The organism is Nostoc sp. UIC 10630 (assembly GCF_010747425.1).
In the GTDB taxonomy this organism is placed as follows: domain Bacteria; phylum Cyanobacteriota; class Cyanobacteriia; order Cyanobacteriales; family Nostocaceae; genus Nostoc.
The window spans coordinates 1-15,555 of record NZ_JAAGOG010000186.1 but is presented as its reverse complement, the minus strand read 5'-3'; the positions used below and the strand labels follow the sequence as shown (position 1 = coordinate 15,555).

General features: G+C 41.8%; 14 protein-coding genes. 10 read left to right on the top strand and 4 right to left on the bottom strand.

The genetic code is table 11. The features are described 5' to 3' along the window. Positions 1 to 977, top strand: a 977-nt coding sequence (locus G1O98_RS30190) for a response regulator (protein WP_163936006.1), incomplete at its 5' end; no start/stop codon positions are given. Between the two features lie 248 nt (positions 978 to 1,225). Here G1O98_RS30190 and G1O98_RS30185 read toward each other — a convergent pair. From G1O98_RS30185 to G1O98_RS30175, 3 genes are all read right to left on the bottom strand, one after another. Next, the gene (locus G1O98_RS30185) at positions 1,226 to 1,708 is read right to left on the bottom strand and encodes a hypothetical protein (RefSeq protein WP_163936003.1); all 483 of its coding nucleotides are present in this window, start codon (positions 1,706 to 1,708) and stop codon (positions 1,226 to 1,228) included. 179 nt (positions 1,709 to 1,887) lie between these two features. Then, on the bottom strand, positions 1,888 to 2,430 hold the full coding sequence (locus tag G1O98_RS30180) for a hypothetical protein (RefSeq protein WP_163936000.1): 543 nt from the start codon (positions 2,428 to 2,430) through the stop codon (positions 1,888 to 1,890). Positions 2,431 to 2,547: 117 nt separating this feature from the next. Then, on the bottom strand, positions 2,548 to 3,000 hold the full coding sequence (locus G1O98_RS30175) for a cupin domain-containing protein (protein WP_163935997.1): 453 nt from the start codon (positions 2,998 to 3,000) through the stop codon (positions 2,548 to 2,550). Between the two features lie 205 nt (positions 3,001 to 3,205). On the opposite strand from G1O98_RS30175, the gene G1O98_RS30170 reads away from it, so the two are divergent. From G1O98_RS30170 to G1O98_RS30150, 5 genes are all read left to right on the top strand, one after another. Continuing rightward, positions 3,206 to 4,744 (top strand): ATP-binding protein, encoded by a 1,539-nt coding sequence (locus G1O98_RS30170; protein WP_163935994.1) that lies wholly within the window; start codon positions 3,206 to 3,208, stop codon positions 4,742 to 4,744. 106 nt (positions 4,745 to 4,850) lie between these two features. Beyond that, complete coding sequence (locus tag G1O98_RS30165) at positions 4,851 to 5,225, top strand: response regulator (RefSeq protein ID WP_163935991.1); 375 nt, start codon at positions 4,851 to 4,853, stop codon at positions 5,223 to 5,225. 392 nt (positions 5,226 to 5,617) lie between these two features. Beyond that, on the top strand, positions 5,618 to 5,899 hold the full coding sequence (locus G1O98_RS30160) for a Nif11-like leader peptide family RiPP precursor (RefSeq protein ID WP_163935988.1): 282 nt from the start codon (positions 5,618 to 5,620) through the stop codon (positions 5,897 to 5,899). Between the two features lie 239 nt (positions 5,900 to 6,138). Beyond that, positions 6,139 to 6,429, top strand: coding sequence for a Nif11-like leader peptide family natural product precursor (locus G1O98_RS30155; protein WP_114082563.1), 291 nt, complete (start codon positions 6,139 to 6,141; stop codon positions 6,427 to 6,429). Positions 6,430 to 6,770: 341 nt separating this feature from the next. After that, a complete protein-coding gene (locus G1O98_RS30150; RefSeq protein ID WP_243458582.1) occupies positions 6,771 to 10,079 on the top strand; it encodes a type 2 lanthipeptide synthetase LanM family protein in 3,309 nt (1,102 codons plus the stop codon). 165 nt (positions 10,080 to 10,244) lie between these two features. Here the strand turns inward: G1O98_RS30150 and G1O98_RS30145 are convergent, their stop codons facing one another. After that, positions 10,245 to 11,792 carry a hypothetical protein gene (locus G1O98_RS30145; RefSeq protein WP_163935981.1) on the bottom strand — a complete coding sequence of 516 codons (1,548 nt, stop codon included), beginning with the start codon at positions 11,790 to 11,792 and terminating at the stop codon, positions 10,245 to 10,247. Positions 11,793 to 12,040: 248 nt separating this feature from the next. Here G1O98_RS30145 and G1O98_RS30140 point away from each other — a divergent pair, with 248 nt between their 5' ends. The 4 genes from G1O98_RS30140 to G1O98_RS30125 form a co-directional block, all read left to right on the top strand. Continuing rightward, entirely contained in the window at positions 12,041 to 12,196 is a 156-nt protein-coding gene (locus G1O98_RS30140) for a hypothetical protein (protein WP_163935971.1), read from the top strand. Between the two features lie 247 nt (positions 12,197 to 12,443). After that, positions 12,444 to 13,883, top strand: a complete 1,440-nt coding sequence (locus tag G1O98_RS30135; RefSeq protein ID WP_163935978.1) for an NHLP bacteriocin system secretion protein — start codon at positions 12,444 to 12,446, stop codon at positions 13,881 to 13,883. 7 nt (positions 13,884 to 13,890) lie between these two features. Next, positions 13,891 to 14,139 carry a hypothetical protein gene (locus tag G1O98_RS30130; protein WP_163935975.1) on the top strand — a complete coding sequence of 83 codons (249 nt, stop codon included), beginning with the start codon at positions 13,891 to 13,893 and terminating at the stop codon, positions 14,137 to 14,139. Further along, positions 14,093 to 15,555, top strand: a 1,463-nt coding sequence (locus G1O98_RS30125; RefSeq protein ID WP_243458581.1) for a cysteine peptidase family C39 domain-containing protein, incomplete at its 3' end; no start/stop codon positions are given. The genes G1O98_RS30130 and G1O98_RS30125, both read left to right, overlap by 47 nt.

Genomic DNA, 15,555 nt, shown 5'->3' with positions numbered 1-15,555 from the left:
CCAATCCCCAATCCCCAATCCCCAATGCTCCATTCCTTCACTTTGAAGTCGAAGACAGTGGACGGGGAATAGCACCAGAAGAAATGAACAACTTGTTTCAGCCTTTTGTCCAGACAACAAGTGGTATCCAAACCAAGGAAGGAACTGGGCTAGGATTGACAATCAGCCGTCAATTTGTGCGGTTGCTGGGTGGCGATATTTACTTAACGAGTACCCCTAGACAAGGATCTACTTTTAGCTTTGACATCCAAGTAAATTTAGCCGCAGCATTGAAAGTTTCACCAAGGTTGAATAAGGGACGTGTCATCAAGCTAGCAGCAGGCCAACCCTCTTACCGGATTCTGGTAGTGGATGACCGTAAAGAAAACCGCGATTTAATTGTGCAACTTCTTAGTAGCATTGGTTTTGAAATTAAGGCTGCAAATAATGGACAAGAAGCGATCGCAATGTGGCAAACTTGGCAGCCTCATCTTATTTGGATGGATATGCGGATGCCTGTAATGAACGGCTACGATGCAACTAAAGAGATTAGAGCCAGGGAAAGAAATACAAATACAAATCACCGCACTGTAATTATTGCCCTAACTGCCAGTGCTTTTGAAGAACAACAGGCAAGTATCTTAGCCGCAGGTTGCAACGACTTGGTTCGTAAGCCATTTCGTGAGCAGGTGATTTTTGAAAAGATAGCTGAATATTTGGAGGTGCTATATATCTGTACAGAAGAAAGTAGTGAAGATTCAACAGACAATAACCTAAAGAATATTCAATTTTCCATTTTGGATCTTCGCTCTGCAATTACCATTATGCCTGCTCAATGGGTAACAGAACTTAATCAGGCAGCCGTTGAAGTCGATGCCGAAAGGATTTTTCAACTAATTGAGCAAATTCCACCAACACATTCTACTTTGGCAGAAAAATTGACAAATTTAGTCCGAAGTTTCTGCTTCGATGAAATTATTGATGTTACTGATCTTTAGTGTAGTTTTGCGTAAGTTTTTTAACGTAGACGCGGAGCGGTGAGGGGGTCGCAGTTTTGGCGGTTCCCGTCGATTGCGAACCCCCGAACCCGGAGGGCTTACCGCAGGCTACCACAGAGACGCATAGGAAACAGAAAAAACGAAAAAATACTTAACCTAAGCGTATTGTAAAATACCCAACTTTTTTGATGAGTCGGGTATCTTGTAATTGCAATTCTCACAAATCAAGAGGGATTCCTATATATTTATCAAGTTGTTGCTAAAGCAGGTTCTGCCACAAAATATTTTAGATTTTCTTGCTGAGTGGCGAATTTCAAATATTGAGATGCCATTTCTGGTGTTAGCAATTCAATCATTAATCTGTTTTCCACCCAAAACTCAATCACATCAAAGAAAGAATCACGGTTACAGCGCACTACACGCCAATCTTCACGGACACCGATTTGTTCAATTTCTTTTTGGCTGATGGGTACAGAAATAGCTGCATGAATATCTGTATACATAGAAGTAATTGCAGTACGGACAAATACGCATTCTTCATCATTTTCACCAGGTTCAATTTGAGAGCCTAAAGGATAGAGTTCAATGGCTGTACCGTATTCATCAAAAGGTATAACCATATAGCTTCCTGGGTTAGGAGGAAATGGAACAGCTTGTGCTTTTAAGATTTCTGCCAGAACTTGAGCAACATGGCTGGGGTTTTTAACAGCAATTGAAATATGGTGAATCATGGGATAACCTCAGTTCGATATTTTATAGATTAGAAAACAATCGGGGAGAACTAGGGGAGGCAAGGAAGAGGGGAAAAGGGTAAGGGGGAAGAGGGAAAAGGTTTAAATACTACCCTTTCCCTTTAACCTTTCCCCTTTTCCCCCTCTTGCAAAAAGCACTTTTGCAAGAGGTTTAATGCTTATTGAGGTCGGCCGTAATGAGCTTTGCCCTTGCCATCAGTGGTCTCAAGTACCAGAACTTGCTGTCCGTACTCGTTCGTCTCAATCGACCACTCGTAAGTCTCAGCCTTTGCCGAATTGCGGCTGGAGTAGGTGCGCCCGCTATTGCAGATTTGCCCTTTGGATGTGCTGTCGCTAGGTTGGAAAGTCAGACGTTGACCTTCAATCTTAACTTTGCCTTTTTCTTCTATGAAGAGATTAGATGCACAGTTATAAGTGGTGATTTGAAGCAGCCGATTTCGCTGGTAGTTACCGTTAGATGCGAGTTGAAATTGATCGCTTGAACCATTTGGGGCTGCTGGGCGACCTGTGTAGCTGTCTTGATATTGGATAGACGAGATTCGACCGTACCGCCACTCGCCCTGGAGTTCGCCTGGTACTCCAGCATCATTTTTACCTGCTTGACTCGCGCTTGGGTAAAAAACAAGGCTAGCGATGATTCCCAAACTCAACGCACTAGTAGTTAAAAGGTGAGCAGCTTTTGGTTTTGTTATTGAGTACATATTGCTTTCTAGAAATAGATTTATTTATCAACAAATGGAAATTCTGCGTGTTTATGTATAGCTTTTCCCCGTAAGGGCGTACAGCTAGCTGTACGCCCTACATCTAAACAGAAAGATTCACGCCAGAAATTGCAATCCATATTTGTTCAAAAGAGGCTGTATTTTGTCCATGTTTGGCGATGGACTATCTGCGATTTGACCCATTTCTTCATAAAAGTTTTTCGCGCCTTGAGGTGAGATTAAAACCAAAAATTTAGCAGTAGCAGAACGAATCTTGAAGGCGTGTGGTGCATTGTGAGGAATATTAACAAAAGAGCCGGTTGATGCCAAAATAGTTTCTGTACCAACTTGGATGTCTAGTTCTCCTTCGAGAATATAAAATGCCTCTTCCCAAGGGTGAGTGTGCAGTGGTGGCCCATTTTCTTCTGTGTCTGTAATTTCATAAATTTTCCAAGCTTGATTTGTCTCTTCACCAGTTGCTTTGGTTGTAAATTGTCCACCCATAATTGAGAATTGATTACCTTCTCCTGGTGCAAGAATAATTGGTTTACGCATGGTTGAAGTTTGCATACAAGTTACTCCGGACTTTGCAATTTAGTAGGTGTGAGCTATAAATTTGATTTGATGCTTTTAAGATTAGGAATTAATCGGGGAGAACTAGGGTAGATAAATGAGTAATTAGGATTTATTTTGTAAACGATTATTAAGACCTAGGACTAAGGTTACAATTTCTAGAAATCATTAGTAGCCTATTCTGGCTAAAGTCGATATTGCCATGCCTAAAGAGCCGCTCAACTTTCCCAAAGCAGACATACTGGTGATTGATGACACGCCAGAAAATCTGAACCTTTTATCTGCCATGTTGACGGAACAGGGATATAAAGTTCGGAGTGTAACTAAGGGTTCTACGGGTTTACGAGGGGCAAATGCAGTTCCCCCCGACCTGATTTTGCTGGATGTGAATATGCCGGAGATGAATGGGTATGAAGTCTGCGAACATTTGAAAGCAAGCGATCGCACTCGCGAAATTCCGGTAATTTTTATTAGCGCTTTGGGTGATGTGCTAGATAAGGTGAAAGCGTTTGCAGTTGGGGGAGTGGACTATATCACTAAGCCTTTTCAACTAGAAGAGGTTTTAGCTCGAATTGAAAATCACTTAACGATTTGGAAACTGCAACAACAACTCCAAGCCCAAAATGAGCGGTTGCAGCAGGAAATTCACGAGCGCGCCAAAGCAGAAGAGAAGTTTGCTAAAGTTTTTCGCTCCAGTCCCAATCCGATCGCGATCGCTACAGTCTCAGATGCTTGTTTTATTGATGTCAATCCCAGTTTTTTGAAGATGAGCGGCTACTCTCTAGACGAAGTGATTGGCAATACTGCCACTGAACTTAATTTGGGTAAAAACACAGTCGCAATCGCTCAAACAATTCAACTTCTACCAGAAACTGGGTCACTATACAATCTAGAATTTGAATTTTCAACTAAGTGTGCAGAACTCAAAACCATACTAATATCTCTCGAATTGATTGACTTAGCTGGAGTACCGTGTGCTTTATTAATTGCCAATGACATCACCGAACGCAAACGTTTAGAAAACGAATTTATCTCTTTAGTCAGTCATGAATTGCGTACACCTTTAACTTCCACAATGGGAGCATTAGATTTATTGGGTTCAGAACAACTGGGAACTCTAAATGAACAAGGCCAAAAAGTTCTGAGCATTGCCACCACTAATACTGAACGCCTAATTCGTTTAGTGAACGATATTCTCGATTTAGAGCGGATGAAATCAGGCAAAATCTTCACGCGGAAGATGAAGTACAACGCCGCAGACTTGCTAACTACTGCCACAGAAGCGATGCAAGCAATGGCAGATCAATTCCAAGTCAAATTGATCATAAATCCTGTAGAAGTTGAACTTTGGGCAGATCCCGATCGCCTGCTGCAAACCCTGACTAATTTACTAAGCAACGCTATTAAGTTTTCTGAACCAGGAGACACGGTGTATATCAGTGCCACTCTCTCAGAATCCCAAGGCATTGAGCCTCAAGAAAATGAGCCTTTATTACCCAAATACCTTTTGATTACTATTCAAGATCAAGGGCGAGGAATTCCTGAAGATAAATTACAAATAATTTTCGAGCGCTTTCAACAGGTGGATGCATCCGACTCCCGCAACAAAGGAGGAACAGGTTTAGGACTGGCTATTTGCCGAGATATCATCCAGCAACATGATGGCAAAATCTGGGTTCAAAGCACTTTAGGTGAAGGTAGCACCTTTTATGTACTGCTACCTTTACCAGGTTTGCAATAAACTGCTTCTAACAGCTTAATTCTTCCCTACTTTTCCCCGATCTGGCTTTAGAATAGCTCAAGAGCGATCAAGCAAATCATCACATACATTTTGCAAGAGTGCCATTATGAACAGAAATATCTTGATTGTTGATGATGAAGAAGATGTGCGGGCGATCGCCAAGTTGGGATTAGAAATGGCTGCTGGCTGGAATGTATTGACAGCAAGTTCTGGTCAGGAAGCTTTGAAGGTAGCTGCTACCTATAAACCAGATGTCATCCTACTAGATATGATGATGCCTGATATGGATGGGCGTGCAACTCTGCAACAACTGAAAGCTAACCCCGCCACTAAGAAAATTCCAGTAATTTTATTAACAGCTAAACTTCAGCAATCAGATCGAGAGAGTTTTACTGATATGGATGTCGCTGCTATTTTTGCCAAGCCTTTCCGTCCATTGAAACTAGCAGAGCAAATCAATGAAGTACTGGTTGCCCTTTAGTTTTAGATTCAGAATCCTGTTTCAACTCGTCAAGAGGCTCTAGCTTTGGGTGAAATCCCTATACATAAATCTATTTGCGAGGGTGCAGTAGGCATCATAAATAAATTTGCTTGAAATTTACTTGCTCTCAAACCTAGCCAGGCAGAGGTAATTCCACTATCTTTTCTCCTGCCCCTTGCTCCCCTGCTCCTCTGCCTCTTCGCTCAGGGCTAATATCCAGTTCCCATACCCTCAATTATTTTAACCAAAAAATTTTTCTGCTATTGCAACTATCTCCCCTACTTCTCCCCGATTCTTCTCTAAATTCAAATCAGAAGAGCAGAGAACACCGCACAAAACAAGTGTAGAATCTCTGCGGTTTAGATAAGTCAACAAAAACGGAGGATAGACGGATGTTACACCAAATCAAAGAATTACTTCAAAACGCACAATTACAACAGCAAGTAAAAGCAGCAACTAATCAAGCAGAAGCTATTAAAGTGTTAGCGATCGCGAGTGCAGAGAAAGGTTATAACTTCACAGTTGAAGCCATTTCTCAAATGCTGGCAGAACTAACATTTGTAGATTCCAATGAACTGAGTGAAGAAGAATTACTCAGTGTTAGTGGTGGATTGATGGCTGATAGTGCACCTAAGCTATGTCATACAGAAGGCTGTGGTGGCGGACACTGCTAAAAAATATATGTAGCTTCTCTTTCTCTCTGGCATTGTAGCCTCCAAGGTCAGGTTGTTTTTCTAAAACAGCTTTTTATATCCAACTTTCGCAATATTTTAATTTGGATAATTTCCATACTTGGTACTGAGGTTCAACGCGAAAGAGATGCTGCATAACAGTTCCCTCTTTACTTTTTTAATCAAGAAAAAGAGGGAATTCCATGAACAATTACTATCACCAAATTTGAGAAAATACAATTATGTTGTCACAAATTCAAAGCCTACTCCAAAATAGCCAACTGCGCGAGAATATACAAGCAGCAGTTACCCAAACAGAAGCCATCAAACTGTTGCTAATTGCCAGTGCAGAAAAAGGTTATACCTTCACAGCCGAAAGCGTAGCTCAAATGCTGGCAGAACTGACCTTTGTGGACTCAAACGAACTGAGTGAAGAAGAATTACTCAGTGTTAGTGGCGGTGCAATGGCTGATAGTGCGCCCAAACTATGTCACACAGCCGGCTGTGGTGGCGGACACTGCTATCTCTCGTAATTCGTAATTTTTGGTGAAATATAGGACTCTGACTTGATTTTTGAAAACATACTGAAACTGAAAAGACAGTTTTATAAGGGTTTTATCTGAAATCTTATTCAAAAATCATAATATATGAGTCCTATAATCCACCAAATAGTCAAGTTTTTAGTCTTTATTTGTTGGGGACTTGTACGCCAACTAATTCAATTAAGAATTACAAGTTATTTTAATTATGCCTATCTAATTAGTACTTAATTTAAAACTTATTTCAGACGAACGCTATTGTTCTTAATGCCAACTATTAAAACGTAGACCAGAATTGATACTTACCTTTTAACTCCATCATGAGAAATCCAGCTATGGTTCAACAACTTGTTCGCTTATCCCAACAGAAAACATCAGACGATTTAAGAGCGATCGCAGCCAATGCTAGCTTTCTCTGGGAACGGCTTGATGAAAGCAGGTTTGCAATTGATGTCGATCGAGTCAACGAACAAGAAATTAACCGTCGGCGCGATCGCTGGTGCGAAGTTGCAGCAGAAGGTAAATGGGATACGTTACACAAACGCTTACAGTGGGAGGGGCTAGACCTCGATACTGTTAGTTGCAAATTGGGAACCATTGAGTTGCTTGCCGATCGACCTTTGCCTGAGTGGGCAGAAACCTTGCAGCAAATCATCCAAACCGCTACAGGATTCAATTCTGCAACCGAAGTATTTCTACCAATCGATTCACAAAATCCTATTACCTTTGAAGATATCCTTTTACCTGCTATCTTGGTAGCCAGACAGCAATTACTGACTCGCTGCGACAGTAAATTCACCCAAGATTATCTTCCCTTATCGATTCTTTCCCACAACGCTTACAGTTCTCTAGAACGTGGTCTACTGAAACGATTAGCAGGAATTTGCACAAAGACATTAGATTTTGAATTTTCTCAGGTACGTCCCTTTGGTCAAAGCTTGCTCGGCTTACTAGGACTGGAGACAAAAAATAATAACACTCACTACACCAAGTTCGTCAATCAGCTCCTAGAAGATGGAATGCTGGCGTTCTTCCAAAAGTATCCAGTTCTCGGTCGGTTAGTGGCAACAGCAGTCAATTTTTGGGTTGAGTTCACTGCTGAATTTCTCGAACGTTTAGTTGCAGATAGGACAGATATTCAACGAATTTTTGATGAAAGAATTATCCCATTTTCTCAAAACAAAGTTGCCGAAATTCAAACATCCATTTCCGATTCACATAAGCGCGGACGAACGGTGATTTCGCTTACCTTTGAGTCTGGACTTAAACTTGTTTATAAACCCAAAGATTTAGGATTAGAGGTTGTCTTTAACCAATTTTTGAATTGGTGCAATCAACACAGCAATCTTTTAGATTTTAAAGTCATTCAGGTGCTAGAACGCAACGGTTACGGTTGGGTGGAACATGTTGAACAGTTGCCTTGTGTGGATGAAGCAGCTGCGAAACGATTCTATCAGCGTTCTGGGATGTTGTTGTGTGTGCTTTACGCTTTGCGGGGAACAGATTGCCATTACGAAAACTTAATTGCCAATGGCGAACATCTGGTGCTGATTGACATGGAAACGCTGCTGCACCATGAACCAAATCTCATTGAAGACTCACCGCTTACCCAAGATTTAGAAACAACCGCCACACGACAATTTTGGGATTCCGTACTCCGCACCGGACTTTTACCGCGTTGGGACTTTAGTGGCGATCGCAGTGTCGCTTATGATATTAGCGGACTAGGCAGCACAGATCCCCGATTATCTCCCCGCAAAGTGCCGCGCTGGCAGAACATTAATACAGATAATATGCATCTGTTGTCTGAGCCTGTAACCTTGCCGATTGGGAAAAATGTGCCGTTCTTGGGTGAAGTTCCTCTGTCTCCAAACGATTATCAACTCCAAATCACCACTGGATTTGAGCAGATGTATCGCTTTTTGATGGCGCACAAAGATTTCTTAATTTCACGCCAAAGTTTGCTATCTGCTATGCAAAATCAGCAGGTGCGCTTTATCTTCCGCAACACCCGCATCTATGGCATCATCCTTCAAAAAGCTTTAGCACCCGATTACCTCAAACACGGTGTAGATTACAGCATTCAACTCGATGTTCTCAGTCGTGCTTTTCTAGTTGCTCAAAATAGACCGAACGCCTTTCCTGTTTTGAGCGCGGAACTCCGAGCAATGGAACAATTGGATATTCCCTTCTTCACGGCTAGCGCGGTGGTTGATGAACTGAGTTTAAACGGTTCTTCTTCCATTCCCAACTACTTCAAGCAATCCAGTTACCAAGACCTACTCAATCAGTTACAATCTCTAGATGAGACCGACCTAGCTCGACAAGTAGCGATTATTCAAGGCTCCTTCGATGCTAAGATTGCAACCACCTTCAGCCGCCAAGGTGGGCAATGGCAAGGTGAATCGTTACCGTTGCTAAATTCAGAACAATTGATTGCCGAAGCCCAGGAAATCGCCACTCAACTGGAAACTAGAGCCATTTCTGACCCTGATGGCAGCGTTAACTGGATTGGCTTAGACTTTGTACCTCGTGCCGAACGATATCAACTGCAAGTATTGAATAATTGTCTTTCTGACGGACGCTCTGGAGTTGCTTTGTTTTTAGCTGCACTGAGTCAAGTAACTGGTGATTCCCGTTACCGTGATTTAGCATTGAGGACAGTACAATCTCTGCGTCGCCAAATCCACACCATTGAGCCAGAAACTTGGGAACGCATGGCTCGTTTCATGGGCGTTGGGGGTGCAACAGGTTTAGGATCGATGATCTATAGCCTGGTGAAAATTAGTCAACTCCTCAATGATGCAACGCTGTTGCCAGACGCTCAAGTATTAGCCGAGTTGATGACACCAGAACTAATTGCTGCCGATGAACACTTGGATATTATGAGTGGTGCAGCCGGGGCAATTTTGGGGTTATTGTCGCTGCATCAAGCAACAGGAGAAGCAACCATATTAGAAAAAGCGATCGCCTGTGGGCAACATTTAATCAACCGTCAAGTTAGCCACAACGGTGCGCCCAAAGCTTGGCATACTTATTGGGATAAGCCCTTAACTGGCTTCTCTCATGGAGCTGCGGGTATCTCTTATGCCTTGCTCAGACTTTATGCCGCCACCTCAGAACACAAATTCTTAGAAGCAGGTTTAGCAGGAATTGAGTATGAGCGTAGCGTCTTTTGCCAGTCCACAGCCAACTGGCCAGACTTCCGCAGAATGGGACAACCAGGACAACTTGACTTTGCAAATAAGTGGTGTCATGGTGCAGCCGGCATTGGTTTGGGACGCTTAGGCAGTTTGAGAATCGTGGAAACGCCGGAAATTCAACAAGAAATAGAAATTGCTCTCCAAACTACTCAGAATTTTGGCTTACAGGCGATCGATCACTTGTGCTGTGGCAACTTCGGTAGGGCAGAAGTACTGTTAGTCGGTGCAAAAATCTGTTCCCGTCCTGATTGGCATCAAATTGCTCACCAGAATGTAACAAATGTTGTGGCTAGAGCCAAGCGAACTGGAGCTTATCAACTGTTCCCCAACTTACCCAATTCTGTATTTAATCCTGGCTTTTTACCCGGTATATCTGGAATTGGTTATCAATTGCTGCGTCTGGCTAACAATGACTTGCCATCAATATTGTTGTGGGATTGAGCTTGTTATTCATACCCAAAAACAGCTTTTTATCAAGTTAAAAATAATTTATTTTTTAACTTTTCTAATAAGTTTTTCTCATAAAAGTTTAAAAGCAGATGGTTAGTGCCATCTGCTTTTAAACTACTTAATTATGTTACCAAGCTCATTTACCCCCCGCTATATCTACGCCAACTTAAATGTACTTAGCTCTAACAACTCCAGGATTTTATTAGTACCTTGGTTAACCTTTAAAATTTCCTCATGCCCTGGATATGTAGCCGCATCGCTAAGTTGAAAACCGTAATCTCCTATTTCGGTTTTTAGCGACTTGTTTTTCTGCCAATGCTTGTGATATGTCAAGCTTCCGTATGGAACTATTCCATCTCCTGAATGTGTTGATCCATCTATCAGTTGTGTTGTAGTACCCTCTATTTCAAATCTTATTCCTTCTTTTACAAGAAAGTTTCCGCCTGTGTCGTTCAGGTCTGCTGCTACTCTCAGTGATTTTGTTTGTTCTCCATCTATCTCTTCTACAGAAGAAATATAGTATGCACCGACATGTGTAGGTGTGCCATATGCATAGATAACATCTAATTTCTGAACAGGTGGGCACTCTACCAGCTTACCCCCGTCGCCGTCCACAATACTACGTATCAAATTATCGTTTTGATAATGCTCCTGCTGATATTTCAGTGTAGTTTGTTCGGCTCCTCCATCTGTTAATATGTCTCTGATTGTTTTTGGCTGAAAGTTATTGATTGTTGATGGAGCTTTGCTGTTCTCTTTGACAAACGCAAAATGTTCAGTGTTCAAAAATGCCTGTGGCGCTTTTGTTATGGGCAATAACCAAGGAACACTCGAATAGCTTTGTATTACTGATTTAAGATCCTTTATTGCTGCCTTTCCTAATACTATTGGATCATCTGATCCTAGAAAACGAATTGCTAAAGGGCCGCCAAGCCACGGTGGACTAACTGCTATATATCGTTCTATATTTTCATGTATCCACTCTTCCCCTAACTCCTCTTTATTTTTAACCCACTGAAGAAAATACTGCGTAACTCTATTTCCCATACTATGAGCTATTATCACTACACGTTTTTGGTTATATTCGCGTTGCTTTTGTATTTCATTTTTGAGCTTATTAAAGTAGTCATACTTTTCGTTCAGACCTTTTGGTGATACTCGCCAATCATATGGAAAAGCTACCAAGTTACCTTGATTATTATTTTCATTCTTCACATATCCTTGTTCTACTAACTTCTCAATTAAAGCAGCAAAATATCGATTGTCTTTGCCAGTCTCAGGATCAAAATCAGGCTCTATGTCTGGAGCTATCCTCTCAATTGCTTTAAATCCCTCTACAGGATGATTATCCTCGTCATTGAAGGCGGTTATACCATCAACCCCTAATGTCATTTGTGTTTTCCACCACGGAGCCGGAGTAATGGTTGGGACAGTCTTAGAAGAAATTGTAGCATCTGGTAGATTCCATCCAAGTGTTTTTAAAGTTACTTTTTCAGGGTTGCTGTTAATTTCTGCATCATCATTTGGTATCGGTCGTGCTGGTACTGTACTCATCAATAGATTCAGCCAAATTGGATGTTCTTCTTCTACTTTCGAGATTGGTGGTGGTTGTATTGGAAATACTGTTTGTTTTGAGATGAGCCTAGATCCTGATATTCCATGTATTAAGATAACCGGATAAAGTTCTTGGTTAGGTGTTGCCATTTGTTATTACCTTGGTTTTGGGAATTTCTATGTTTAAGACTTGAAATTAGAGCGTAACTTTCTGCACAGTTGCTCATTTCACCCCGAAACTTAGCATGGCTGAAAAAGTGACACAAGGACAGTTAAGACAGATAAGACACTTAAGTAAAAAATCTGTCAGAGGAGATAAGTGGAAACTCGGTTATCAGATAGGTATAGTTTTATTCTTAACCTCAATCGGATATTTTCTAATAAATGAAACATGGTGAATGGTGAATCACCTAAAGCTGATTAGTGCAATAGTGGTGTATTACTTTCCCGATACCTGGGTATTTTATATACCAAATGAAAGTCAATCCGAACCTCTGACACCAGAAAAAGAATACTTTCGTTTAAAACAACTGGTTAAACAGAAGATATCTTGACAACAGATTTTTGAAAATAACGGCTAGGCACTGCAATTGTTGAGTAAGAGTAATGTAAACCTGGCTCAATACTGCTCGGTTAAAGGGAAAAGGAGTGGAAGGTATTGGTGATGTTTGTGCTTTGTTGAAGCAGTAGAAGCGATCGCTTCCCTTATTTCTCCCCTAGTTCTCCCCGATCGCACTTTAATCTTAAAAGTCTAGAAAGAAGTATTTAAGGTTCTGGGTGCTTTCAGCAAGAAGGAGAACAATGCAACTAAAACACAGCCACATCTTTCGCCAAGAAGCTCTGGAACGCTTATCTTCACCAGAACAACTGGATCAAGCGATAAATGTAGTCAAGCCTCAAGCTTGGTTGACTTTATCTACTTTGAGTTTTGTGGTTGCTGTAGCTGGTCTTTGGAGTGTGTTCGGCAGAATTCCCCTGACTGTCACAGGTCAAGGTATCTTGATTAAACCGCACCATGTTGTAGAATTTCAAGCACCCAGTTCTGGCCCGTTACTAACTCTGAAGGTAAAGGCGGGAGATGTTATTAAACAAGGTGATGTGCTGGGTATTATCGACCAATCAGCGCTAAAGCAGCAGTTACAGCAAGAGCAAGTAAAGTTGCAACAATTGCAAACCCAAAATCAAGAGACTGACAGGTTACAAAAGCTGCTGATTGACCAACAAATCATTACTCTTGGGCAGCAGAGAATGGATTTGGAAAATAATCTGCGTCGAGAGCAAGATGCACCCAAGTTACGCGATCAAACATTGAGAGCGATCGCTCAAAAACGTCAAAGCATTAACTCTCGCAAACAACAAATTAATTATTTACTTAAAACTCTTAAAGGACGAGTTGATAATCGTCGTCACCTTTTTGAGCAGCATGTCATCAGCCAAGATATGTTGGTACAAGCTGAACAGGAATATTTTAACACTCAAAGCGAACTGTCAGATATTGACGTGCAACTAAAGGATCTGGAAATTCAAGAAACCACCACACAACGAGAATATCTGGAAAATCTTAATAGAATTGACGAAATTAAAACGAAAATTAAAGACCTGAATACTCAAAATACTAAATTACACGAGCAAGACCTGAAGCAATCAATTGACAAAACAAATAAAATTCGGGAAGTAAAGCGCCGTATAGCCCAATTGGAACTGCAACTATCTCAAGAAAGTAGAATCATCAGCAAATACAATGGTCATATTCTGGAAGTGAGTGCTGTCCCCGGTCAAATGATGAATCCGGGTACTCGTCTAGGGTCAATCGAAGCTGAAGAAGTAAATTCAAAACTTATGAGCCTTGTTTACTTTGCTAATAAAGATGGTAAGCAAATCAAGCCAGGGATGGCTGTACAGGTAACTCCCAGTTTTGCCAAGCGTGAACGCGAAGGTGGTATTGTCGGAACGATCGCAGATATTTCTTCATTTCCGGTAAGTACACAAGATATTACAGCGATCGTTGGTAACAAAGAAATGGCTGCCAGTCTTGCGGGTAAAGGCGAAGGTCAGGTGCAAGCTTTTGTCCAACTCCAAGAAAATCCGACATCAGTCAGTGGCTACAAATGGTCATCCTCTGATGGCCCTGCTTTAAAAATATCTTCTGGGACAACTACATCAGTTCAAGTGAAAGTTGGGGAAAAAGCACCGATTTCTTATATTATTCCTATGGTGCGCTCTTGGACGGGAATTTATTAATTTGGGAATGGGGGATTGGGCATGGGGCATTGTGGTTAAAAACTTGAATGTTCACCCTCAGAAGCTCAACGTTCACCTTCAGAAGCTCAACGTTCACTCTCAGAAGCTCAACGTCCACCCTCAGAAGCTCAACGTTCACCCTCGGAAGCTCAACGTTCACCCTCGGAAGCTCAACGTTCAAGTCTTAATTCTCCAATGCCCAATGCCCAATGCCCAATCCCCCATTCCCATTCCCATTCCCAATTCCAAAATTTAAACCAAATCGTGTCCGTACTTCTACACTTTTGCAAATGGAAACGGTCGAATGTGGTGCGGCTGCTTTAGGAATAATTCTTAGCTATTATGGCCGGATTGTGCCACTGGCTAAACTGCGTGAAGAATGCGGTGTCTCGCGGGATGGGAGTAAAGCTTTTAATATTCTCAAAGCTGCCAAAAACTATGGGCTCAATGCTAAAGGTTTAAAACTGTCTCTAGAAAAAGTGACAGCTACCCGTCTTCCCTACATTGCCTTTTGGAATTTTAACCATTTTCTCGTGGTAGAAGGATATAGCAAAAAACGCGTCTACCTCAATGATCCTGCCAATGGTCGGAGAACAGTGAGTTGGGAAGAGTTCGATCGCGCATACACTGGTGTTGTGCTGACAATGGAACCAGGAGCAGACTTCCAGAAGGGTGGCAAAAAAAATCACATAATTTCGGCTTTAACTACCCGTTTACAAAACTCACGAGTTACTATCTTGTTTTGTTTGCTGGCTGGTTTGTTGTTAACATTGCCTCGGTTAGCGGTGCCAGCTTTTGCTCAAGTGTTTATCGATGAGATTTTAGTCCAAGACCGGCAAGATTGGTTACGACCTTTATTGTTAGGGATGTTGTTAACTACTATATTGCGGGCATTCCTTGCGAGACTGCGGCTGACTTATCTGCGGCGATTGATGGTTAAGTTGTCAGTCAGCACATCAGGACAGTTTCTCTGGCATATCCTGAGATTGCCTATTGGGTTTTATGACCAACGTTTTGCTGGGGAAATCAGTAGTAGAGTGCAACTGAATGACCGAGTGGCGGAAGTACTCTCAGGGCCTTTGGCAACCACATTAATTGATGCAGTAATGATGGTTTTTTACCTGCTGATAATGATTCAGTATGACCAATTATTGAGTGCGATCGCAGTTGGTTTTGCTGCAATCAATATTTTCGCCCTCCTATTTTTATCGCAAACTCGTGTAGATACAAATATGCGCCTAGCTCAGGAATATGGCAAGGTCGGTGGAGTAACGATTAGCGGCATCCAAACGATAGAAACCATCAAAGCTTCTGGGCTAGAGTCAGATTTATTTGCTCGGTTTGCGGGTTATTACGCTAAAGCGCTCAACGCCCAACAACAATTAGGCTTACAAACTCAAATTCTCACCACATTACCCACAATTTTGACAGCCCTAACCACAGCTTCTATTTTGCTGGTTGGCGGCTTTCAGGTAATGAATGGCAATCTCAGTATTGGGATGCTGGTTGCCTACCAAAGTTTAACACTGAGCTTCTTAGAGCCAGTTAATAGCCTCGTTAATTTTGGCAGCACGCTGCAAGATTTAGAAGCTGATTTAAATCGCCTTGATGATGTGCTGCAAAATCCCGTTGATTTGGAAGTGGAGGAGAGGCAGGAGGCAGGGGGCAGGGG